This window comes from Providencia sp. PROV141 (assembly GCF_028481645.1).
GTDB classification, from domain to species: domain Bacteria; phylum Pseudomonadota; class Gammaproteobacteria; order Enterobacterales; family Enterobacteriaceae; genus Providencia; species Providencia rettgeri.
Genome location: NZ_JAMPPR010000024.1, coordinates 1 through 23758, shown reverse-complemented (window position 1 = coordinate 23758; position 23758 = coordinate 1). Strand labels below are relative to the sequence as shown.

Below are 23758 nucleotides of genomic sequence, written 5' to 3'. Positions count from 1 at the left end.
GGTTTGGCGGCTATTATCAAACAACATGACAAAGAACTCTATTGGCCTTCGTAAAAAGCTAAAACAAGATTACCTTCCCGAATAATAATTGGGTTGCCGGGTAATGCATCCAACAATTCACGCTGAGAGCTTTCTACGACCACCGCCACATCTTTATAATGGTAGTTTTTCAATAAGTCAGGTAGCTGTTTTAAGCTGTAAAACCGATTAGCGGCATCTGGGTATTTGAGCCCGTAGCCCAATTCCCCAGTTTGGTGAAGCATTGTAATATCACTACGTTTAAGTACCCATGCCAATGCGGTACCGAGCCCTACATTATTGGTTAACAATACAGATTTATCAGCTAATTGGTGATGATATTTCGCAATCACCTCTTGCGGGGTATTATTACTGGCAATACGAGATGGGATCACATGCCCTACCGTTAAGCTAATTGCCACCGTACACACCGCGGCTAAATACCAAAACCGTTGTTTGAAAGAGACCAAAGCAACCAATAACCAAAAAATAAAGGCACCCGCAGCTAACCATAATTTTCCACTTTCATCGGCCTGATACACATTCAGTTTAGGGTAATAAGCAGAAACAATAATTCCCCCAGCAATAGCGCCACCAATTAATGTGTTAATCAATGCATTCAAACGAATAGGCAGTGTTTTTTTCTCAGTGAGAATTTTTTCAATGTAGGCCGCCATAAGAACAGCAATAGGTGCAATACAAGGCAAAATATAGGTCAGTAATTTTCCTTTAGTGATACTGAAAAATACAAATGGCGCAATAAACCACATTAGAAAATAAATATGTACCCCTTTTTGCTGCCATGCATGGCGTAGTGCGCCAAAAAGGTACCCCAGCCAAGGCAATACCGCGGCAAGTAAAATAGGGATATAAAACCAGAATGGGGATTTATTTTGCGCATTATTCGCCATAAAACGTTGAATATGCTCAACCCAGAAGAAATAGTTCCAGAAATCAGGCTCACGACTAGCAATGACAAAAGCCCAAGGTAAGCACACGACAAAGGCAGTAAATAGCGAAACAAAAGAGAAAACAAACACTTCTTTGAATTGCTTAAAGTAGATGGCAGTTACTGAACACACCAGCAAAGGTAACACTAAAACAAGAAAACCTTTTGTTAATACGCCTAACCCACAGGCTACTCCCATCATCATGAAGGCGAATAGTTTATGAGAGAAGTATTTTGTCGTTAACCCCCATTGGAAAAAGAAAATCACCATAGTGATAAATGCTGTCACGATGGGGTCAAGAATATTGTAGGTGCCGATGGTAAAGACCATCAACATTGAAAGATAAATAAACACCGCGTTGAAAGCGAGACGTGAGTTTTTCCAAGCCATTTTGGCACTGAGATACACAAATAGCCCACTGACTAATGTACTAAATACTACGCCAAGGCGAACAGAAATGTTATTTTCACCAAATAACATTTGGAAAATAGCCCCTACCCAATAACCAAAAATAGGCTTCTCAAAATAACGAATATCTAAAAGTTCAGGAACGCTCCAGTTATAACTAATAATCAATTCCCGACTAATTTCCGCATACCGCAGTTCATCCGGTTGCCACAATAACCTACCGTTTAATGGTAAAAAATAGGTTACTAGGACAAAACCAAATAACAGGCACCATTTAAGGTAGGCAACTTTATTGTTTGCCATAATCATCTCATCTCAACCATTCTTGTTATTGATATTTAATAATTTTATTTAGTTCATTTGAAAAGCACTTTCATTTTATTTAGCTATTATCGTTATGACAATTAAACCCCATTTAAACAAGTCAAAAGTTAATTGGTATGAATACCGCTATATATAAACAATTAATAAATGGAAACTACATTTTGTCGATAAAAGAGATAAGAATCGCAGATTAAGACTGAATACTTAAAGAATAGTTCAGTATTTAAAAATAAGATAAAAATTAACTTACTCTTAATGTTAGTCATTAATACAAAAAAACATACAGTAACTTATAAACAAAAACCGGTCAGAGCATTCGCCATAACCGGTTATTATTCATGCCAAGTAAAGCTATTTGGCTGCAACTAACGCTTGTTCAAGGTCGGCTAAAATATCATCGATATGTTCTATACCAATTGATAAACGAATCATATCTCGGGAAACCCCAGCTTGTGCTAATTCTGCGTCATTGAGCTGGCGATGCGTCGTTGATGCAGGGTGGCAAGCTAGTGATTTAGCATCACCAATATTCACCAACCGCACAATCAGTTTCAAGGCATCAATAAAGCGAGCTCCTGCTTCTTGCCCACCTTTAATACCAAACGACATAATACTGGCAGGCTTGCCGTTCATATATTTCTGCGCTAAATCATGTTCAGGGTTGCTAGGTAGTCCTGCATATTTCACCCATTCCACTTGAGGATGATTTTCGAGGTAATTCGCAACTTTTAGTGCATTTTCAGTATGTCTATCCATTCTTAACGCGAGAGTTTCTAACCCTTGTAGAATTAAAAACGCATTAAATGGTGACAATGCGGCACCCGTTCCGCGCAGTGGGGCAACACGGCAACGCGCAATAAAGGCAGCGGCGCCAAAATGTTCAGTATAGCTTACGCCATGATAAGCCACGTCAGGCTCTATCAATAATGAAAAACGGTCTGGGTACTCTGCCCATGGGAATTTACCTGAATCAATAACCATTCCACCCAGTGATGTACCATGGCCGCCAATATACTTAGTCAATGAATGAACCACGATATCTGCCCCATGTTCAAATGGGCGGCATAAATATGGGGTCGCTACGGTATTATCGACAATCAAAGGCACACCATAGCGATGTGCAACTTCAGCGAGTGCAGCAATATCTACAATAAAACCCGCTGGATTTGAAATTGACTCACAGAATACGGCTCGAGTCTTGTTATCAATAAGCGCTTCAAGTGCTGCTAAGTCATCGTGCTCTGCAAAACGGGTTTCAATTCCTAAGCGTGGCAAAGCGTGGGCAAGTAAATTGTATGTTCCGCCATATAATTTTGCCACGGAAACAATGTTGTCACCTGCTTGTGCGACTGTTTGGATCGCATAAGTAATTGCCGCCATTCCAGAAGCAACAGCCAACCCTGCTACCCCCCCCTCAAGGGCAGCAACACGTTGCTCTAGAACATCATTCGTTGGGTTCATAATTCGCGTGTAAATATTACCCGCGACTTTTAAATCGAAGAGATCAGCGCCGTGCTGAGTGTCATCAAAAGCATAAGAAGTCGTTTGGTAAATCGGTACGGCAACAGACTTGGTAGTAGGATCAGGGGAGTAGCCCGCGTGAATCGATAATGTTTCTAATTTCATTCGTTATCCTTGTTACGACACACTGGAAAATGCAATTGCCAGAGGAGGTTCATAATTATGTTGTTATGATGCTGTGATAACTCTAGATATTACCTAAGACACCATAGCGAGCAACTAATTGAACTTGAAATTATTTCACATTGATAGATGCAGCAATGGTGATTATCACACCCTTCAGCTTAAAAATCAGTTATATCAGTGTCTATCCTTATAACCTATTTCGTATTGATATAAAAAAAGCCACAACCCCTACAGGTCGTGGCTTTACGTCTTATATAACTTTATTTATAACTATAAGAAAGCGCCATAAATAACCGAAGTAATAGATGCTAACCCACAAATAAAGGTGAAAATTTGTGCCAGTTTTGACGTGCTAAATTTCTTCATTGCTGGAACAATATTCATCGACACAACAGGCAGAATAAACAGAATAGCGGCAATCATTGGCGCCCCCATCGTTTCAATCATGCCTAAAATACTTGGGTTACGAATAGTCACAATCCACGTTGTAATCACAATAAATAACATGGATGCCATTTCAATTTTCTTTACAGAGAAAGAAGAACGAGACTTGATTAATCCAACTAAACCTTCATGAGCCCCTAAGAAGTGACCAAAGTAACTCGATACAATCGCAGCAAAAGCAACAATCGGCCCTAAGTAGGACAAGATTGGCGATGGATTGATATTCGCGATATGTGATAACACACTGATATTTTGTTCTTTCGCAACAGCAAGTTCAGCAGGGCTTAATGATAACACCACAGAGAAAACGAAAAACATCACAAAGCCAGTCAGCATTAATGCAGCACCGCCAGTGATCATATCTGTTTTCACAATAGCATTATTGCCGAATTGTTGGCGCTGGTCTTTCGTGAATTGGCTGATGATTGGGCTATGGTTAAATGAAAATACGATAAGGGGGATCGCCATCCAAACAACCACTGGCATTGAACTCCAGTCTGGTGCCACCTCTAGCATTGACATATTCCATTCAGGAATTAAATACAATGACAAAGCTAATAAAATAAAGACCAAAGGATAAACCATTAGAGACGTGAGCTTTAACATAAGGTCACGACCAAATACCACCCCAGCTGTCATTGCAGCAATCAGCACGCCAGACAGCAACCATCGTGGTAGTGGATCTATACCTAATTGATTGACTAGGAATGAATCAACCGTATTCGTGATACCCACACCGTAAATCAATACGATAGGGTAAATAGCAAAAAAGTAGGCAAAGGTAATAATATTTGCGCCTATTTTACCAAAATGCTCTTCGACCGTATCGGTAATATCCGCATTGGGATTTTTTGAAGATAAAACAAAGCGGGCTAACCCTTTATGGGCCAGCCAAATCATTGGAGTGGCAATTATTGCCAATACAACTAATGGCCAAAACCCCCCTGCACCAGCTTTAATTGGCAGGAATAGAACACCTGCGCCAACAGCGGTTCCAAATAAAGAAAGTACCCAAGTAAAATCCTTATAGGTCCACTTACTGGCAGGTTTATCGACTGCGACTACTGCTTTTTCAATTGTGCTCATCTTGTGTTCTTCATCATTAACGTTATTAAAATAAGATGTGCAGATTTTGCATTAAATGAGCAACAGTACCTAATTTAATTACGCTATTTTTTTCAACTTTTTGGTGTAGATCTCGTTAATAACGTAAAAAAAACAAATACCACATAATTATTCTGTAAATAAATAATTTCGCAATTAATTAAAAGAGTAAATTTTAGATATAAAGTATTTAATTTTTAATTCGAGAAAGGGCTGAATGATTCGTTCAGCCCTTTTTTTTATCTGAAAAACTGAAGTTTTACAGATAGACAGGCACTAATATTTCTGTCGCAATCACGACCACAACCAATCCAACTAATACTGGGATTGACGTTCTTTTCACCACTTCGAACGGAGAGATTTTTGCCATACCAGACACAGCCACGACAACCCCTGATACAGGCGATAATGTCCGCCCTAAGTTAGAGGCTTGCAGCATTGGGATCACTAAATAAGCTGGATTGACCCCCATTTGTTTTGCTAAGTGAGGAATTAACTCAACAAATGCATAGAATGGGGCATTACCCGAACCCGTTGTCATCGCGGCTAACATCGTGATCACCACCAGTGCGATCATCATCACTATAGCGCCTGAACCGAATGATTGAGCAAGGTCAATTAGCCCTTTAATAAAGCCAATCGTGCTTAAACCTTGTGCAAATACCCCTGCTGCCACTAATAACATCACGACCGTTGCAAATGCTTCTGCCATGCCTTTGTAACAAACTTCTAAGCCACTATAGACATGTTTAGCGCTGAAACTACGAATAAATTCAATGACTGCTGCCAAAATAATACAGCCAACAATAATAGTAACAATATGCAATTCAGGCGCCCATTTGCCATCAAACACTAAAACACCAATAATCGGTGTGAAAGGTAAAATAGCGTAGAAAGCAGGTGCATGGGTTTTAATTTCATTAACATCTAACATTTCAGTTGTGACATTTTCTTTTCTGTCGAGATAACGCTGCCAGAAAAAGTGGGCGATTGACATTGCCACAATTGCCGCGATAGAAATCGGTAAGGTCGTTTTAAATGCAAAGTCGATTAATGGCATTTCGGCTGCTTTTGCCGCTAAGATAACATCACCAGACGTTGGCGCTAAAATAATTGCCGCTGGCGATGCACAGATTGCCGCTGCTGCACCACGACTGATCCCGACATTCACCATGACAGGGAATAGCGTCGCCATCAGTAATACCCCGAGGCCAGTTGCAGAGGAAACGGCTAGTGACATCAAACATGCCACAATATAAGCAGCAACCATCAACAAATAAGGTGAGTTGATCATTTTTAATGGCTTAGATGCGATTTTCACCACGACATCATTCGCCCCGATATGAGTCATATAAGATGCAAACCCACATAGCACCATGATCATCATACCAAGGTCGCCACCTCGGCTCATTAATAGGAATTTTATGTATTCCAAGATATCTGTTACACGCCACCCCGTCGTCGGAACAGAACCTGGTAAAATACTTTTTCCCATAATAGCGGTAATGATCAGAAGTAAAATACCCCCGGTCATTAACACTCCCGTTGCGGAATATCCTTTTATGATATAACGCCCAACTCCAATGGCGACAATTACGCCGATTAAGAGCTCAATCATTTATTTCTCCTGCCTGTCTTATTTTGTAATTATAAAAAAAATTACTCTGCCTAATTATTAAGCAAAATTCACTGACAATGATCATGTCAGCAGATGATTTTTAATATAGAAATGCGTTAAAACACAAGAGAAATAAATAAAAAATCTATTTTGGGCGCCCATTTACAGCCGATAGCCCCAAATATTAATAAAGAATAGGAAAATCAGCTTTGTTTAGCGATGTAATGTTTTTCACATTAAAGAGGAAAATTGATTAACTAAATAACTCATAAATCATATCACCAAAAAAGCCGCGATATTGCAGATAACGAATTTGCTTGCTCTTTTCTTTAAAATCTTTAGGAATGCTATCCCCAAACTTCTTATTGCGCACCCATGCGGCCTTTTCAAACCAGTCTACATCTAAAGTGGCAAAATGCTTTTCCACAATTGTTTCAGGAAAACCTTTCTGCCGCATTTCTTGTTTTATCCGCAATGGGCCGTATCCCTTGCGCAGAAAACCTTGCATTAATAACCCTGCGACACGGTCATCATCAAGAAAATGTTGCTCACTTAACCGCTCAAGCACCAATTCAATTAAAGGCTCGTCAATAATGCCTTCATTTTTTTCATACATACGCCGTTTCATACGGGCAAATAGCTCAGCTTTACCGTAATCACGGCGGGAAAGCATAAATAAGGCATATTGGTAAAGCTCGGATTCATTCATGGCGTTAAACTTTCATCATTAAATTGGGCGCATTGCGCGCCCAGTCTAACATAAACCTTTGTACTCTACGTTACATGTAGGCGACAAACGAAGACAGACCGATGAGCATACATAAGTATGTGATTCGGCTGGCTAAGTGTAGTCAACACCCATGCAGCTTGAAGTATGACAAATATATACTCTAAATAATTCAAGTTGCATGTAGGCGACAAGCGAAGACAGACCGATGAGCATACATAAGTATGTGATTCGGCTGGCTAAGTGCAGTCAACACCCATGCAGCTTGAAGTATGACGAGTTAGTGAACTTGAGTACCACTTAGCAGTTTATATATCGTATCTGGGGTATAGCTGCCATCTTGGAAATAAATTGTCCAGTCCGTAATATCATCACGTGTTAATGGGTAAACTTCCCCTTCTTGCATATTTTTCACATAAAAAGGATGGTTTATTAAGCGCCCTTCAAATTGGTCACCATGCCAAGAAACGGGTTCAAACCACATATGTTCATGACCATCGAAATCTTCTTCCGCATCATAGTAGCCAATACCGCATTTCACTAAAAAGCGCCATTCAGAGTCTTCAGTTTCCTCGTTTTTACCGAGGAATTTGGCAAAAAAACCTTTCTTCTGAGCAACCGGTTTTGGCCCGTAGTTATCTAACATATGAGTGAAATACTCCCAACGTAACTTAGCTTTGCGAGACATATCGGCCGTTTCTTCGTCAGTACGCATAAACATCATGGCATTTTGATCTTCAAACCCTTCAAAGAAGCTTTCTAAGGTTGGGTTTTCTTGTGTTACACGGAATAACATGGCTGAAGGATGTTGATGAGATTCGTCTCTATCATGCCAATCTCCCATAAAACGCTCTGATGATGCATCTCCAAACTCGAAACTCATCTCTTCTAGCGGTTTTAAATCATCAATGGGTGTGGATTTACCTACATGTAGCAGCCCTTCTTCAAACGGTACTGCAACTAAATATTCATAGCCCGCCTGGGTTTGTCCAATAAAAATCGGCTCATTAAACACGATTTTTCCGTGAGTAATGCTGTTATTCACGAAGCTCCAAAACAGTTCGGGAATACCATAATAAGAAGCAATCGGGTGCGGTATAATAATTTCTGCTTCTGATAAACCACAACGTGCCAAGCCGTGAGTGTGGAACCAATACATGGTCGGCGCACGCTCTTCTTCCGGCTTGTCTTCGTTATCTTCTTGGTCATAAATAGCATGAACAACATACAAAGAATCAATGCTTGGCATCAAATCATCAATGAGTTGGAAATTAAGCCACTCACGAGTAAATACTTTCCCTGCGGCAGAAATATCCAAGCCCAGTAATAAATCGGGTACCAAGATTTGAATAATCTTTAGCTGCTGCAGATAATTGACTAATGGTTGCCCTTGAAATAAGCACTCAACAATCACCGCTTGGGGGGCAGCACTTGCTTCTGCATACAGCTCAGGGCTGATTGGGTCAGTGGCAAAATAAGGGTTGATGGTATATTCAGGGTCGCTATCCACTAAAGCGATATAAAAACGTAATTCTTCTTCATCTTTTTTACAGCTAAAGAAAAAACCGCCATCCTCTGGAATGTAATCTATCTCACCCTCGGTGAAATAAGTTTGTTCTTCTAAACGCTGCTCAAGTAATAAAGACGTTAGCTCAGAACCAGAAATAGCAACCATCATTGATGCTTCTTTCTCGCCCTCACCTGCTGCGGTATCAAGGTAGTGTTGTTTATTATTCATTTTCAGACCTATTAATAAGTGACTGTGGCGAGGATATCAGCTTATATTCATTAAGAATATTGTGATTATTCTTAACAAACTGAGATTGTGATTTGATCCTTCGTATTGCAACTAAGTTAATAAATAATCATTATTCGACAATCAGTTATTCTACTTTTCATACGGTATTGGCTGAGGCACAATAATGCTCTTTCTTTAATTTGCTTTATATTGATGAAGCAAAAGTCCTATTTCAATAAAGGTAATTCAAATATGGCTGATTTAACCAAAGCACAAAAAGAATATGTCGATGACCTCGCAATGCAGCGTGTTTTTGATATGAATAATGATGACGTTTTTGTGGATGCTTTAGAACAAAAAATTCACCAATTAGAAGACCATTTGAAAGCCTATTTTCATGAGCGAGTTAAGTTTCATCAGCAAACTAAAAAATAGCCTTTTGCCTGCTCAGTGCCGGTATTGTTTATTATATCGGCACCTGCTCTATCCCTTTCATATAGCCATCTTAAATAGATAATAAACGCACATTTCTTTAGTTCAACTTATCAACAAAAAAGCATTAAGCGCCATCTAATAATAAATTTCTAATGATAGAATTCCAATCATCACTGTACGACTAATAACAATTTATCTATTACACTTCTCTATTGTCCAAATATTGAGCCAATTTTATGAAACGCATTCAATTCAGTACTGCACTGATCCTTTCTTCTATTATGAGCATGTCTGTGAGCTTTGCCGATAGCGATCGTCCATTATTTTCAGTCTCTGTAAGTGAGTCTGGAGTACCACAAAATAATAGCGAAGGCGGCATTACTCGTTCTTCTACCACAGAGTCACGAGTACTGCCGATTTGGGGCGATGAAGCCCGTGCTCGAGGGTATGATTTACCGGAACCATTTGGGGCAAGTTATGGTTATATGAACCTACGCCAAGATATTGTTGTTGATAAAATTGGCTTCAACTCTGATAGTCGATTAGGGCAAGGTATTCTTTCTAATATTTTAGTTGAAACAGGTCATACACGAGAAAAAAATGAATCACACATGCTAAAACTGGATGCTTGGGTTCTGCCATTCATGAATATCTACGGTGTTTATGGAAAAACAAAAGGCTCCTCTAAAACTAATATCACTGGTATATATATGAAAGGGCAGCAAGGTCCAATGTGGGAGAACTTACCTTTCTCATTGGATTTTAAAGGAAAAACATATGGAGGTGGGGTAACCTTTGCGGGTGGATATAACCAATTTTTTGGAACGCTAGACCTAAACTATACTAAAACAAACCTTGATATTTTAGATGGTGATATTACCGCTTTTGTTATGACCCCTCGTATTGGATATGAATTTGTGTTCGAGCCATTAATTAGTGGCCAAGGTAATACCAAAGTCCAAGTTTGGACTGGTGCCATGTACCAAGATATCACCCAACGTTTTAAAGGTGATGTTAGCAAATTGAATCTTCCTGAAGAACTTGATTACTTCATGAATGATCCATTAATGAAGCCCATAATTGGTAATGTTAAATTCGATGTAAAACAACACCTTGCTCATAAATGGAATAATACTGTCGGTGCTCGAGTTGAACTCACTCGAAATTTTAATGTATTAACCGAAGTCGGCTTTAATAACCGTAACAGCTTCTTTATATCCGGGGAATTCCGTTTTTAATGTGGCATTCGGCAATTATTCAAAGGCTGGCCTTGCTCAGCCTTTTTATTATTTTTCCTGCTAAAGCAGATCTTCTTCCTGACCGCCAGCAAATCGATGGCTGGCTAAACGATCTCGGTGGGGAAAATAGCTTTGATGAAAGTAAAACTGTTGATTGGGGCATATTGCCAGGACCATTTTATACCCCCGAAATGGGCATTGGTATTGGCACCGCACTGGTTGGTTTATATCGAATAGATAAAGAAGATAAACAAACCCAGCCATCTTCTATTGGATTAAGCGGTTTTGCATCGTCGACCGGCGCATTTGGATTAAATTTTACCAATTATAATTTTATTGATAACGACCAGTGGCGGTTATTTGTTTCCGGTACCATTAACAATATTCCCACTTATTATTGGGGTAAGGGATATTCTGCAGGGAAAAACGATCACAATAAAGAAAAGTACCATTCTCAAGAGTTCCAAATAACTCCAAGAGCCTTATACCAACTGGCTGATTCTACTTATGTTGGGCTCGGTTGGAACTTCTCATCAATCAATGCCAGCGATCCTGATGATGGTGCGAAACAGTATTTCTCCAAGTCAATTGGGGGCCGTTCGGTGTTAAATTCAGGCATCAGTGCATATTACAGTTATGACACACGAGATTTCCTGCCCAATGCCCATCATGGTCAAACTTTTGAGGCCGTTTATACTTATTTTACACCTAGCCTCGGTAGCGATACACGCTTCCAAACCACCCAATTACAATATGCCTATTACCATGCCTTAGCCGAAGAAACTGTTATTGCATTCGACAATTATGCAAGGTTTTCAAGCGGAAATGTACCGTGGAACCAGCTATCATTACTTGGTAATGGTAACCGCATGCGCGGGTATTACGAAGGCCGTTATCGCGATAACAATATTTTCACCAGCCAAATAGAACTCCGCCATAAACTCGATTGGCGCCATGGCGTTGTTGGTTGGTTAGGCACAGGAACCATGAGCGATACTGCATCCGACTTAGGCCAAAGGCATTGGTTGCCCACCGTAGGTGTTGGCTACCGTTTTGAATTTAAACCAAGAATGAATGTTCGCTTGGATTTAGGTGTCGGCCGCAACAGCACAGGGGTTTATTTTCAGGTTGGGGAGGCATTTTAATGTTCAAATGGGTTCTGGCAATGGGGATTGCGCTTTTATTAGCCGCCTGCCAAAGTCATGACAAACTGGAATTGCCTGCCATTGAGCCTGTAATTACCCCCTATACTTTTGAAGCGGCCTCACAAGCTTGGCCTGTGGTTGCTTCCTTAGCTCCTCCACAAGGTTTGCGCGCTTGCTGTGCTTTTGGCTACAACTTGCAAGCTGAACTGTGGGGATTACCAGTCCCATTTTACACTATCGATAATATCGTTGAAGCAGATAGCCTCGGTGAACATCATTATAATGACAGCTTTTTAGGTGCCTCTGCGGCATTAATCGGGCTCAGTAATGAAAAAATAGGCTTACTCTATACGGATAAAAGCGGGTTTATTGATATTTCCCATGTCAGAGATACTGCAGATTATACTTTTTACTTATTTAGCCAAATTTACCCACGCCTTGGCCAACAATGGTCGCTGTCACTTAGTGAAGAATTAGCAGATAGACAAGTTCATTTCAGTGCATTTGAACCACCACAGTCTGCCAACCAACGTTATACCCTAAGCGCCTACTTAGCCGCAAAACTGGCTTTCCAGCTCGCAGTATGGCATGAAATTGCGCAGTGGTATGGTTATCAATCTGTACCGGGATTTTCCGAAGGGATTTCCGCATTTTCCCCTGAAGACCTGTACTCAAATTTACTTGGTTCCCGTCTCGCCTTAACTTTGATACTACAAGGCCGAGCAGACTCTTTAGCCACTTATTCTCAATCAATGGAAAATATTCTTCCACGAGCACTTCAGCGGCTAGGTAGCAAAGAAAAAAGTATAACCCGCAAAATGTTTGATAGCGTAGATGGCTTATGGTGGAACAGTTACCGTAGAGTACCGGAGAAATTTCTTGTTTTAACAAGGGATTACCAAACAAGTGACCAACGTTATCCTCTGATGCCCCCACAAATTATGCCATCTGAAAGCTTATTTTTAACGTTGCCTGATCGCTATCTCAAATATGATTTGTCATTACTCGCACAACTGCGTTTGCTCCCTACTGGTAACATGAAACAGCTCCCCAAACCAACCTCTTATTGGACAGTGGCAGATTTTCCACAGCTGGCGGAAGATGCGAAGCAACAAGATTTACTGCAACAAATTTTAAAGCCTTAAGGCCTATTTGTGATATCCATATTACTCACCCTATAGGACTTTATTCTGACATTACCGCACTTAAAACTTAAGGTAAATGTCACTTTTTACTCATTTGCAGATAATAATCTAATTTCACTTTTGTCTCATCGATAGGCTTTAATAAAACGATGGAGAACTCATTTTGATTAAAAAACAGCCTATCAACTGCTTATTTTTCAGACAAAATAACCCTATAATAACTACATGAATTGTGTTTTTTTCACTCAAATTTGACTTAAGTAAAGCCAAGGCGTTACGGAAATAAACAGTTTAATTTATCATTCTTCATGTGAAAATATATCAACAGAAACTTTATACCAATTAAAATCAGTAAATTCATAATAATATAAAAAAGTCTACAAAATAATACAGAAATTTCCCTAATGTCACCCGGATAAATGTAGCTCGTAAAAAATTAATCTGCTAATATTCGCTCGAATTTTGTTCAGAGATACTTAGGAGAAGCAAATGCCCTCTCGAACGATGAGGACAAACGCCGTCTTCGCTTTCTTATTTTTACTTTTATTTTCGAGCCTGAGTATGGGCTCCACCAGTACCAGCACAATGCTCAATAAAGAGTATACTAATAAAACTGTGCAACAGAATGTAAGTCAGGCTAAAACCTCACTCCCTGATTTACGTAAATACCCTTCTGGTACACCTCGAAAGAAAGCATTTTTGAAAACGGTTGTCCCTGTTATTGAAAAAGTGAATAAGCAGATCATGGCTGAACGTACTTGGTTGTTATCAGTACGAGCTAACAAGAAGTGGAGCGCCCAAGAATTGCGCCGTCTTGAGCAAATCTGTAATAGTTATGGTATGAAATGTAGTAACCCAAAACGTTTAAATTGGGACAAACTATTGAGTCGTGTCGACATCATGCCAACGCACTTAGTTGCAACACAAGCAGCAACAGAGTCTGGCTGGGGTACTTCACAACTCGCACTGCAAAACGGTAATTTATTTGGTATGCGCTGCGGTAGCGGCTGCCAAACTAAGCAAGGGAAAGTCAAAGGCTATTCTTCCTATGCTTCTGTAGAAGATACCGTAACTGCTTACATGAAGAACATGAATACCCATAATGCTTATGAGTCACTACGTACTTCACGAGCAAAGCAACGTCTATCAAAAGATGAGCTAGATACTAAAAAGCTAATCAATGATATGAAAGGATATTCAGAGTTAGGTTCAACCTATAACCGCTATTTACAAGAGATGTACGCGAGTAATGAAGAATTGATTACACAAGCTCAACAAAGAGCAGCCACTCGCATTTAATTTTGTATCACCAGGTACAAGACATAAAAAATCCACTTCGTTAAGTGGATTTTTTTATTATTTTTTAGATTGACTCTATTGCTCTAAATAGTTCGAGTGGTGGCAAGGCGGCAAGAGAGGCTATCCCTAGGAGCATACATAAGTATGTGACTAGGGTAGCTGAACGTAGCCAACAAAGTCACCATTCGAAATATGACGAGCAATATGACAAGCAATATTCTGATTGCATAGAAAAAGAGATCAAATATCATATACCCTCACCTTCTAACAAAATAATTAACATCTTTGAGTCTAATATGAATTTCTTCTCTTTTGAGTTTCTTGGCTCTTTCTTAATTTTTTTTCTTATTTATTGGGGTTGTCAGCCCAGTGCAAAACTACAGAATGGCTTATTAATCACTGCTAGCTATTTTTTTGTTTATTCATTTAGCCCTGACTTTGCTTATATTTTATTTAGCTACACACTGATCATTTATTTGCTTACCAATGTGGCAACTAATTGGCTCTCTAGTCGATGGATATACGGTATTCTTACCGCCGTCATTATTGGTTTCTTTACCACTTTTAAGTATTACTCATTCTTCCAAGAGACTATCCAGCAAACACTCGACAAATTTGGTTTTAGTGTTGGCCTTCCTATATTGGAGATACTCGCACCTCTTGGCCTCTCCTTTTATGTATTCCACTCGGTAAGCTATACCGTATCGGTTTGCCGCAAAGAAATTCCTAAAGCTGATTTCTTTGACGTAACACTATACCTTGCATTTTTTCCAAGTATCGTCGCGGGACCAATCAATCGTGCGAAGAACTTTCTTCCTCAAATACAAGCTGAAAGCCGTGAGGTTTTAGATCCTCGAAAAGCCATATTGCTTATCTCATTAGCACTGGTGAAATTATTTTTATTTAGCTCTTACTTATCTGAAAATTTTGTAAACCCTGTCTTTGATGCCCCTGTGGGTTACAGTGCGGGAGAGATTCTAATAGCAACCTATGCGTATGCTTGGAATATTTACTTTAACTTCTCTGGTTATACCAACCTGGTGACGGGCATCGCGTTATTATTAGGGTTTAGAGTTCCTGTTAACTTTAATGCGCCTTATTTAGCTGCAAATTTAAAAGAGTTTTGGGCTCGCTGGCATATCAGCTTATCAACCTTTATTCGCGACTACATTTATATTCCCCTTGGCGGTAACCGCAAAGGTTTTAGTCGTATGAACACTAATGTATTCCTTGCTATGGTCATTTCAGGGTTATGGCACGGTGCTGCAATGACATTTGTGGTATGGGGAGCCATTCATGGATTAGGGATTGTATTACTCAATCTTAAGAGTTTATGCATGGAAAAATTAGGATGGACTCAAGTGATCCCTAATAAAACATTATCAGTTTGGGTTTCGCGTATTATTACTTTCCATTTCGTCTGTTTTGCTTGGATCTTCTTTCGTAGTGCCTCATTTGATGATGCACTGCTAATAGTCAATCAAATCACTGCACCTGGTTTTATCGCTTCTATTAATGCAAGCTTGGGATTATTAGTCGCATTTTGGCTACTACTGATTACCTACCCTTATTTTGTACAAGGCTACCATTATGTGGCGAAAAAATACCAAACTATTCCTTGGTATTATTACCCTATTCCGCTCGCGATTATTCTAACCATTATGTTTATGCTTTCTCCTTCAGGTATGCCGGGGTTTATTTATGCTAACTTCTGAGTTTAAAAATACCCTCATCAAGGTTGGGCAGATTTTATTTATTGTCCTCGTTGCCGGCCTATTATTAATTTGGTTGAATCAAAGCTCACTAGAACGATTTTGGCAGCAGAAATATCATCAAGATACCCCATGGGCAAAAATGTCGGGTAATCCTATCTGGGATTACGGAGCTTATTTACATGATGGTGCACTTGAAGCTGGAAGCCTATTTACTTACTACGCATCAGGGCAAAAAGCGCAAGAGGACAATCAAGCGGCAGAAATCGCATTGGCCAATAAAGACAAAGCACTCAGTTTTCCCACCGGGTTTCAAGTTGGTCTTCATTTTGTGAATGGCTATGTTTACCCAGCTGAAAGCTTATCGATTACCTTCCCTGAACGCCTGAAACGGCCACAAGCTAGGGAGAAAAACCCCAAAATTAACTTTGGTGGTTTTACTATCAAAACAGATCAGCCAATCGTGCCAAAACATGTTGCCAATATCGAAAAAGGCCAACAAGTTCTGTTTGCGGGGGACTCCATGATGCAAGGTGTTGCTCCACATGTTAAAAACATGCTCTTGAAAAAATATAATATTGATAGCATTAATCTAAGCAAACAAAGTACAGGATTAGCATATCCACGCTTTTTCAATTGGCCACAAACCATTGCCAAGGCATTGAATGATAACCCGAACATTAAGGTTCTCGTCGTTTTTTTAGGCCCTAATGACCCTTGGGATATGCCACCACAAACGGGTTATAAATACGTCAAATTTAAAAGTGAAGATTGGGAAAAAGTGTACCGTGAACGGATTAGTGATATAATATCGACCGCTCGCCAGCACAATGTTGATGTTATTTGGGTTGGCCCCCCTAATATGCGTAAAAATACGCTCTCCGATGGTATGAAATTCTTGAGTAGCCTCTACCAATCTGAAGTTGAGGATAACGGCGAAATTTACTTTTCTGTCAATGATGTCTTTAAATATAAAGGCGATACCTATTCTGACTATATCGGTGATGCAAGCAGTACAATTAAATTGCGAAGTGGTGACGGGATCCATTTCAGCGGAAAAGGCCAACAATTGATTGCTGAAAAAGTATTCTCACTCATTCATTTCGAAGAAGAGGAAGAAAAGGAACCTCATGAAACTGAACAAACTGTGTCAAGCTAAGTCCAAAATATTGGCGGGTAGCGTGATTGCGCTTTTATCGCTGGGCTTATTGTCTTGCCAGAACACATCAGACAAAACACGTACGACTAGCCTCCCCAAAGGCCAGCCTGCGGTTGCACAAGAGCAGTTGATCAATAACGCCGAACCTAATTTGCCACTGTTGGCGAAAAAGCTACGCCAAGGCAACCAACAAGTGCATATCGTCCAAATTGGTGACTCACACACCGCCGCTGACTTTTTCAGTGGCAATTTAAGAACCTTGTTCCAGCAACGCTATGGGGATGCTGGCCCAGGTTTTATTCCGCCTATTTCAGTGCCGGGGCAACGTACCGCAACCATTAATCGCACAAGCGAAAAGAAGGAGTGGTCTCTGGCTTCCAGCCGTAAAGATGAGCGGTTTGATTACCCACTTGGTGGGCTAATCGCCGAGCCGCAAACTGCCAACAGCAAAGTAGTGCTCAAGCCTTTACAGGCTGCGCTAGGGGCTTACCAGCTACAGACTCTCTATCAAAGCGCAGGTGATTCACAAATGCGTGTCGCTCCTGCTGTTTCTCCCAGTGTTGCATTGCCAGCCACGGGTAACCAGTGGGTATTTTCATCCCCTGTAAATACCCAACTTCCCGCTCAGGTTACTGTTAATAAAGGTAATGGGTTAAAAATTGGTGGGTGGTTAGTGCGTTCACAAAAACCAGGAGTGATGCTTTCAGCACTTGGGCTCAATGGTGCAACATTAAGTATGGCAGATAAATGGCAGCCACAATGGAGCGAAACTTTAGCGCAAATGTCGCCTGATATGGTGATTTTAGCTTATGGAACCAATGAAGCTTTTAATGATACGTTAGATTTAGCCGCTTATGAGCAAAATTTACGCGCTAAAATCCGCTTAATTCGCCAACAAATGCCTAACAGCGTTATTTTGCTTATCGGCCCGAATGATTCACTTAAATTTAATAATGCAGCTAGTTGCCAAGCTCAAATGCCTGTGAATCTAATGAGTGTGATACAAATTCAAAAGACGGTTGCTGCTCAGGAAAATACGTTATTTTGGGACTGGCAAGCCTTTATGGGTGGCCCTTGTTCAATTCGCACATGGGCAGCTCAAGATTTAGCCCGCCCAGATAATGTTCACCTTTCTGTTGAAGGGTACAAAAAGAGTGCTCAAGGTTTATATAGTCAATTAAGCCAAATATTAAATTAATTACTGACTCAATGCACGATAAGGCAGAGGTATTTTCAACGTACCCTGCCTTTTTATTTACTACTATTTTTAATATTTATCGCCTAATAGTGGCTATTTCACTTTAGCTTTTTTCTTACTTATCTTTTTGTCACTCTAAAAGTCCAATTCCAATTTTAGAGCTAAAATAATTATTTCAAATAAAAACAACAAATTAAAAACATCACTCTCGGAATACTACTGACTAATTACGAATTTATTTTTCCTTCTAAAAAACATAAAAAATCGTGACCATTAATTAAATCAATATACACCGCATAAAATTAGTATCCCTGCGTTCCTTCTAGTAAACCATATCGCTATACACTGCGATTTATAAAACAAGGAGGTAATGACAAACCACTTTGCAGCTTATGCAAGCTCAGGGTTTGTTGTTAAAAAATGGAAACCGTGAACAATTCTTTGACACAACCAGAATATTTTTACGGTCGCAATCGTAGGTAATATTTATTTAGGTTCAAAAATGTCGACTAATTTCTGTGTAAAATCGTTTCATACCTATATTGAAACGCTATCAAATAAAATAAAAAATAGCTTTTACCTCACTCACTCCCTACTCTTTAAACTGAGCTCGGGTGAAATTGATATGCGAATAGAAGAAGGCCCATGGCAAAAACTGATAGCCTCAGATATCTGTTTTCTCCCCAAAGGATCCTCAATTGAGATAATCAATCGTGATAATCACAATCTACTCGCTGTGGATGTACTTCCAATGACCACTGACATGTTAAAATCTTTTTATCAACAACAATCTGCATTATTTATTAATAAGAAAAAAACATCTTCAATAGGTCAAATTTGTTGTACTAACTTACAAGAAAACCCAATTATTGAAGATGTATTTCACTCTGCCATTAAAGAAGTTAATTCAACTGCCAACCAGGATATTATTCATATTCATTTGGGTTTTATTTTGTCATTTTTTTTACTGGTAAATGAATTTATCCCTACATTATATGCATCAATAAATATCTCGATAAAAGATAAAGTGTATGACTTAATTTTTCATAGTGCAGGTAAGCAATGCCATACTTTAGATACTATCGCGAAAAAACTTCATATGAGTTCTTCAACGCTTAAACGACGACTGGCCAGTGAATACACCAGTTTTTCTAAAATTAGCTTAATGTCACGAATGAATAAAGCGATGATATTATCGAGAACAGAAAATATGCCTATGACACGTATTGCTCAAGAAGTCGGCTATGATGATGTGCCTTATTTTTTACTCGCATTTAAAAATTTTCATTCCCAGTCAAATCTCACCTACCCCCTGCTCTAATACGCTTTATCTCTTTTAATCATCATCTATAAATACTTGAGCCTCACCATTTCCATGGTAAGGCTCTAGTTTACCTAAAAATAGTGATTATCAATATCTATCGGTAACATTGTGGTATCTATTGGGGGGATATCAACATGGTTACCCCCTGTGTTATCTACGGGAGCAGGGGTGACGGCTGCATCTGGTAAACTTGAATCAATCACAATACTCCCTTTAAGCTGTGCCTGATTCCCCGCTTGGTCATAGACATTAATTTCATAAGGGTAGGCCCCATCATTAAGTGGGTTTGCCACGGTAATTTCCCATTGACCCTGTCCGTTTGTTTTTTGCTTATAGGTATGGTTATCAATAGTTAAAAATACGGTGGTATTGGCCTCTGTTACTCCACTGAATTTTGGCGTTTTAATGTTGGTAATTTCATTCTGTTCACCGCCTGTATTCGTTAGTTCATCTAGCTGCCCAGTAAGTTCAGGCGCTTTTGAATCAATGGTAACTTGCCCTGTTTTTACCATACCATTTCCTGCTTTATCTTTTACCTCAATACGGTAATTATAAGTGCCATCACTCAACGCTTCAGTCATAGAGACAGTCCATTCTCCCTTTTCATTGGCACTCTCTTGGTAAGTTTTTTTGTTGATTGTAAACTCAACCAATGCGTTCGGCTCTGTCAGCCCATTGAATTTGGGTCGACTATGATTTGTTACAGCATCATTTAATGTGCCGGAATTAGTACTAACATCTAAGCCAAACTCAGTCATATCAGGTAGTATCGTATCTATTGTTACTTTTCCTGTTAAAAGTTGCGTTCCTGCGTTACCTGCAAGATCAGTTATCTTTATTTGATAATTATATTCGCCATCTGTGAGTGAATTAGGTAAAGTAAACGCCCACTCACCACATTGGTTCACCTTAATATCTTTATAAACCTGTTGACCAACAGTTAATTGTAGATAGGTTCCTGGTTCTGCAATCCCTGCAAACGTAGGTGTTGGAGTATTCATTACAATATCTTGTTTAGTTATAGAATCTGTGGAGTCAAAAACCCCACCAATAAGAAAATCGGGCGCTAATGTATCAATAATCAATTGCCCTGAAACTTGGCCTTGAATACCTTGAATATTATCAATCGCAAAAATCACATAATCATGAACACCTTCACTCAATTCAGTATTAACGTGAATTGACCATTCCCCTTTTTCATTAGCAATGGTTTCAAAAGCTGAAACCACTTTATTATCAAAAACTAATCGAATTATCGCATTCGGTTCAGTTATTCCAGTGAATATAGGCTTATTGATATTTGTGTAGTTATCGCCCTGAATGCCCGAATCTGAGTTTGGTGTTAACTCTCCCGTCGCCAAAGCGATAGTTTTTACCGTAAAATCGCCCGATATGGGTTGCATACTAGTTTGGCCAAGTATGTCATGCGCTTCGATTTCATAAGAGTAAGCCCCCTCAGCAAGTGCTTCCTTATCCGATAGTTTAATTTGCCAGTTACCATCGTGATCCGCAGTCGTATGATAAATATTTCCATTGCTCTTCAAGCGTACTTGCGCGTTAGCTTTAGTTGCTCCACTAAATGTAGGTTGGTTAACATGAATAATACCATCACTTGTTAGTGAATCGTCTAAGACTGCGGTTAATTCAGGAGGGGAGATGTCATAGACTAAATCAAACTCAAACTGCGTTTCACGGTTAACTAAATCCTTTGCGCTAACCAATAATTTAATACTTTCTCCGTCCTTAATACCAACAGGAACAATGTCGTTGGGTAATTTTATTTGCCAACTTCCTTGGTTATTTGCCTTCGTTGTACCCAGTATTTTTCCATTTGTATCTTTGATGCTCACCAGACTTGCGACACTTGTAGTCCCAGTGAGTGTTAAGTCATTTTGGTTGAAAAGTAATTTTCCGTCTTTTTCAGAAATTAATTGTTTATCATTCACACCAAATTCAATACTTGGGGCAGTCTTTCCAGGCACGTCACTGAGCACTTTAATCATCACTTCATGCTCAGTTTTATTACCGGCGATATCAAATGCCGTTATTTTTGCCACATGCTCACCGTCAGGTAATACTAGCTCATTAGCAAACACCGTTTTAGAGCCATTATATTTAGTTTGTAGCTTACTATGCCGAGTCGTTTTTCCATTCACGTTTATCAGGTAATAATCCATGTTTCCATGATAACTGAAAACCAGTTTAGGATTGGTTACATTCGCAACTTGCGTCCCCGCATGAACCTGCTTATCAACAACATGAAAATCATTAAATGTTGGCGCCGTAGTCAGGATGTTGAGCGTCGTTTGCGCTGTCGTAAGGCTACCATCATCTTGAATAAAGGTAATATGGTAGGCACCATCCCCTTGAACTGGCACCTCAAAGCGCCACTCTCCTCTATCGTTGGCTTGGATAGGGTAACTTTTGCCATTCATCTTGGCTGAAATAATGCCGCCTGGGGTTATTTTACCTTTATAAACCGGGTGCTTATGGTTAGTATAATGGTTTCCGAGTTGCCCAGAATCGGTATCAGGGTCAAGGTAAAATTTAAAATCACTAATGGTGACGAAAGAAGAAAACTCCCTTACTGAGCCATAAACATCTTTAAATGTTAAGGTATAAGGTACTTCGCCTAAAGGAAGCTGAACATCATCGGGGACTTTAAAACTCCATGAGCTTCTACTTTTCCCAAAATCTACCGAATAGCTTTTCCCACCAATAACAATAGTTCCTTTAAGCTCATCCCTATCCGATGACCCTAAAATCATTCCCTGTAACTTAGGCGAACGACTTGAGCTCAATGAGTTATTAATTTCCCCTGTACTACTCGACTCTGCGGCCACCTGAAATGTCACCTTTAAAATACAATCCTTGATTTGAATACCTTTTTCTTCAATCGATTGTTCTGTGACGATCCCAGAGGATGAAGTTGCAACGAGTTTCATCTGGTCAAGATCGTAACGGCGATCCGTTTTAAGAAAACCTGGCGGTAAGCGAAAAGACCAATTTCCATTTTTATCAATATCTGAGATGGAGAAAATATGCTCATCCTTCTTACTCACTCTAAACTTAAATTGTAAACTTGAACCAGGAGTTACTTTTCCTTGAAAACTCGCCATCAAATCATTAGTCGATTTCTCACCATAAAATTTACCTAGGGTCCACGGTGAAGCTAAAGCCGCATTCGTTATCTTTGGTGGATTAACATTAATCGCCAGTGTACCCATTTTTTTGAATTGATTATCTGCCGCATCCGTGACAACAATTTTATAGTCACCAATAAAATCTTTCGGTAATTCGTTAGGTAAAGTCAAACTCCAAAAGCAGTTGTTATCAACAACTGTTGAAACTAACTCATTATTTAATTCCAGTACAATTTCACTACCCGGTTCACTTTTTCCGGTAAATACAGGTTTGCGATGTGCCGTAATAAAGTTTCCTTTGGTTCCAGTATCCGCTTCTGTGCCGAGTTCAACGGTTAATGTGGGGGATATCGTATCAATAAAGATATTTCCAGAAATATCCTTTATTTGCCCATTTGTCGGGTGCTCAGCCGTCACAAGATACTGGTTATTTCCTTCCACAAGCTCCTTAGCTTGAATTTCCCAGTTTCCAGTCACGTTATCAGCGAATACAGAAAAGCGTTCATTCCCGATGATCAGTGTCACTTTAGCCCCCGCTGTAGCGAACCCTGTAAACTTAGGGGCTGTAATATTGGTGATATAATCACCTTTCTTTCCACTATCACTCGCAGCGTCTAATGTGGCGACAAGAATCGGAAATTCAGCTTCCCCACCTCCCACTGATGGGGGTTGATACGTGAAACTCTGACTGATTGTATCTTGGTTGCCCGCCGCATCCTCTGCGGTGATCTTGTAGTGATTATCCATACCGACATCTGCATCAACATCAAAAATCAGAGACCATTTTCCTTGGCTATCGGCATAAACTGTTTTAATTTGTCCTTTGAATTCAGCCGTAATTTTACTTTCGGGGTCAGCTTCGCCACTAATTTGTGGTCTTTTTAAATAAGTCACCGAAGTATTCGGGTTTTCTTGGCTTGCAGGATCTAAATGTGCGGTCAGTGTAATATTGCTATCGACAATGAACTGACCGTTGGATGTA

General features: G+C 39.7%; 16 protein-coding genes. 9 read left to right on the top strand and 7 right to left on the bottom strand.

Going from position 1 to position 23758, the window contains the following annotated elements; translation table 11 throughout:
• Window positions 1-38: 38 nt before the first annotated feature.
• From arnT to PSF09_RS16115, 6 genes are all read right to left on the bottom strand, one after another.
• Complete coding sequence (gene arnT, locus PSF09_RS16140; RefSeq protein ID WP_336298618.1) at window positions 39-1685, bottom strand: lipid IV(A) 4-amino-4-deoxy-L-arabinosyltransferase; 1647 nt, start codon at window positions 1683-1685, stop codon at window positions 39-41.
• Between the two features lie 366 nt (window positions 1686-2051).
• Window positions 2052-3326, bottom strand: coding sequence for a bifunctional O-acetylhomoserine aminocarboxypropyltransferase/cysteine synthase (locus PSF09_RS16135; protein WP_272684160.1), 1275 nt, complete (start codon window positions 3324-3326; stop codon window positions 2052-2054).
• Between the two features lie 291 nt (window positions 3327-3617).
• A complete protein-coding gene (locus tag PSF09_RS16130) occupies window positions 3618-4877 on the bottom strand; it encodes an aromatic amino acid transport family protein (protein WP_272666277.1) in 1260 nt (419 codons plus the stop codon).
• 277 nt (window positions 4878-5154) lie between these two features.
• Complete coding sequence (gene dcuC, locus PSF09_RS16125; RefSeq protein WP_004915139.1) at window positions 5155-6513, bottom strand: anaerobic C4-dicarboxylate transporter DcuC; 1359 nt, start codon at window positions 6511-6513, stop codon at window positions 5155-5157.
• Window positions 6514-6766: 253 nt separating this feature from the next.
• Window positions 6767-7222 (bottom strand): regulatory protein RecX, encoded by a 456-nt coding sequence (locus tag PSF09_RS16120; RefSeq protein ID WP_272666278.1) that lies wholly within the window; start codon window positions 7220-7222, stop codon window positions 6767-6769.
• Window positions 7223-7520: 298 nt separating this feature from the next.
• Window positions 7521-8978, bottom strand: coding sequence for a DUF4026 domain-containing protein (locus PSF09_RS16115; protein ID WP_272684159.1), 1458 nt, complete (start codon window positions 8976-8978; stop codon window positions 7521-7523).
• Window positions 8979-9230: 252 nt separating this feature from the next.
• On the opposite strand from PSF09_RS16115, the gene PSF09_RS16110 reads away from it, so the two are divergent.
• The 9 genes from PSF09_RS16110 (at window position 9231) to PSF09_RS16070 (ending at window position 19630) form a co-directional block, all read left to right on the top strand.
• Complete coding sequence (locus tag PSF09_RS16110) at window positions 9231-9413, top strand: hypothetical protein (RefSeq protein ID WP_210838271.1); 183 nt, start codon at window positions 9231-9233, stop codon at window positions 9411-9413.
• A gap of 236 nt (window positions 9414-9649) precedes the next feature.
• Entirely contained in the window at window positions 9650-10651 is a 1002-nt protein-coding gene (locus PSF09_RS16105) for a hypothetical protein (protein ID WP_272684158.1), read from the top strand.
• Window positions 10651-11796, top strand: coding sequence for a BamA/TamA family outer membrane protein (locus PSF09_RS16100; protein ID WP_272684157.1), 1146 nt, complete (start codon window positions 10651-10653; stop codon window positions 11794-11796). The genes PSF09_RS16105 and PSF09_RS16100 overlap by 1 nt, the downstream gene beginning before the upstream one ends.
• A complete protein-coding gene (locus PSF09_RS16095) occupies window positions 11796-12941 on the top strand; it encodes a DUF4056 domain-containing protein (RefSeq protein WP_272684156.1) in 1146 nt (381 codons plus the stop codon). The genes PSF09_RS16100 and PSF09_RS16095 overlap by 1 nt, the downstream gene beginning before the upstream one ends.
• Window positions 12942-13430: 489 nt before the next feature.
• Entirely contained in the window at window positions 13431-14240 is an 810-nt protein-coding gene (locus PSF09_RS16090) for a protein bax (RefSeq protein ID WP_210838263.1), read from the top strand.
• 296 nt (window positions 14241-14536) lie between these two features.
• The gene (locus PSF09_RS16085; RefSeq protein ID WP_272666282.1) at window positions 14537-15955 is read left to right on the top strand and encodes an MBOAT family O-acyltransferase; all 1419 of its coding nucleotides are present in this window, start codon (window positions 14537-14539) and stop codon (window positions 15953-15955) included.
• Window positions 15942-17111, top strand: a complete 1170-nt coding sequence (locus PSF09_RS16080) for an SGNH/GDSL hydrolase family protein (RefSeq protein ID WP_272666283.1) — start codon at window positions 15942-15944, stop codon at window positions 17109-17111. Before PSF09_RS16085 ends, PSF09_RS16080 begins: the two co-directional genes overlap by 14 nt.
• Window positions 17083-18309: an SGNH/GDSL hydrolase family protein gene (locus PSF09_RS16075; RefSeq protein WP_272684155.1), complete on the top strand. Its 1227-nt coding sequence runs from the start codon at window positions 17083-17085 to the stop codon at window positions 18307-18309. The genes PSF09_RS16080 and PSF09_RS16075 overlap by 29 nt, the downstream gene beginning before the upstream one ends.
• A 502-nt stretch (window positions 18310-18811) precedes the next feature.
• A complete protein-coding gene (locus PSF09_RS16070) occupies window positions 18812-19630 on the top strand; it encodes a helix-turn-helix domain-containing protein (protein ID WP_272666285.1) in 819 nt (272 codons plus the stop codon).
• Window positions 19631-19704: 74 nt separating this feature from the next.
• Here PSF09_RS16070 and PSF09_RS16065 read toward each other — a convergent pair.
• Window positions 19705-23758, bottom strand: a 4054-nt coding sequence (locus PSF09_RS16065; protein ID WP_272684154.1) for an Ig-like domain-containing protein, incomplete at its 5' end; no start/stop codon positions are given.

Bases quoted from the DNA above. Each gene is read 5' to 3' on its own strand.
- arnT (WP_336298618.1), bottom strand. From the start codon at position 1,685: ATGATTATGGCAAACAATAAAGTTGCCTACCTTAAATGGTGCCTGTTA.
- PSF09_RS16135 (WP_272684160.1), bottom strand. From the start codon at position 3,326: ATGAAATTAGAAACATTATCGATTCACGCGGGCTACTCCCCTGATCCT.
- PSF09_RS16130 (WP_272666277.1), bottom strand. From the start codon at position 4,877: ATGAGCACAATTGAAAAAGCAGTAGTCGCAGTCGATAAACCTGCCAGT.
- dcuC (WP_004915139.1), bottom strand. From the start codon at position 6,513: ATGATTGAGCTCTTAATCGGCGTAATTGTCGCCATTGGAGTTGGGCGT.
- PSF09_RS16120 (WP_272666278.1), bottom strand. From the start codon at position 7,222: ATGAATGAATCCGAGCTTTACCAATATGCCTTATTTATGCTTTCCCGC.
- PSF09_RS16115 (WP_272684159.1), bottom strand. From the start codon at position 8,978: ATGAATAATAAACAACACTACCTTGATACCGCAGCAGGTGAGGGCGAG.
- PSF09_RS16110 (WP_210838271.1), top strand. From the start codon at position 9,231: ATGGCTGATTTAACCAAAGCACAAAAAGAATATGTCGATGACCTCGCA.
- PSF09_RS16105 (WP_272684158.1), top strand. From the start codon at position 9,650: ATGAAACGCATTCAATTCAGTACTGCACTGATCCTTTCTTCTATTATG.
- PSF09_RS16100 (WP_272684157.1), top strand. From the start codon at position 10,651: ATGTGGCATTCGGCAATTATTCAAAGGCTGGCCTTGCTCAGCCTTTTT.
- PSF09_RS16095 (WP_272684156.1), top strand. From the start codon at position 11,796: ATGTTCAAATGGGTTCTGGCAATGGGGATTGCGCTTTTATTAGCCGCC.
- PSF09_RS16090 (WP_210838263.1), top strand. From the start codon at position 13,431: ATGCCCTCTCGAACGATGAGGACAAACGCCGTCTTCGCTTTCTTATTT.
- PSF09_RS16085 (WP_272666282.1), top strand. From the start codon at position 14,537: ATGAATTTCTTCTCTTTTGAGTTTCTTGGCTCTTTCTTAATTTTTTTT.
- PSF09_RS16080 (WP_272666283.1), top strand. From the start codon at position 15,942: ATGCTAACTTCTGAGTTTAAAAATACCCTCATCAAGGTTGGGCAGATT.
- PSF09_RS16075 (WP_272684155.1), top strand. From the start codon at position 17,083: ATGAAACTGAACAAACTGTGTCAAGCTAAGTCCAAAATATTGGCGGGT.
- PSF09_RS16070 (WP_272666285.1), top strand. From the start codon at position 18,812: ATGTCGACTAATTTCTGTGTAAAATCGTTTCATACCTATATTGAAACG.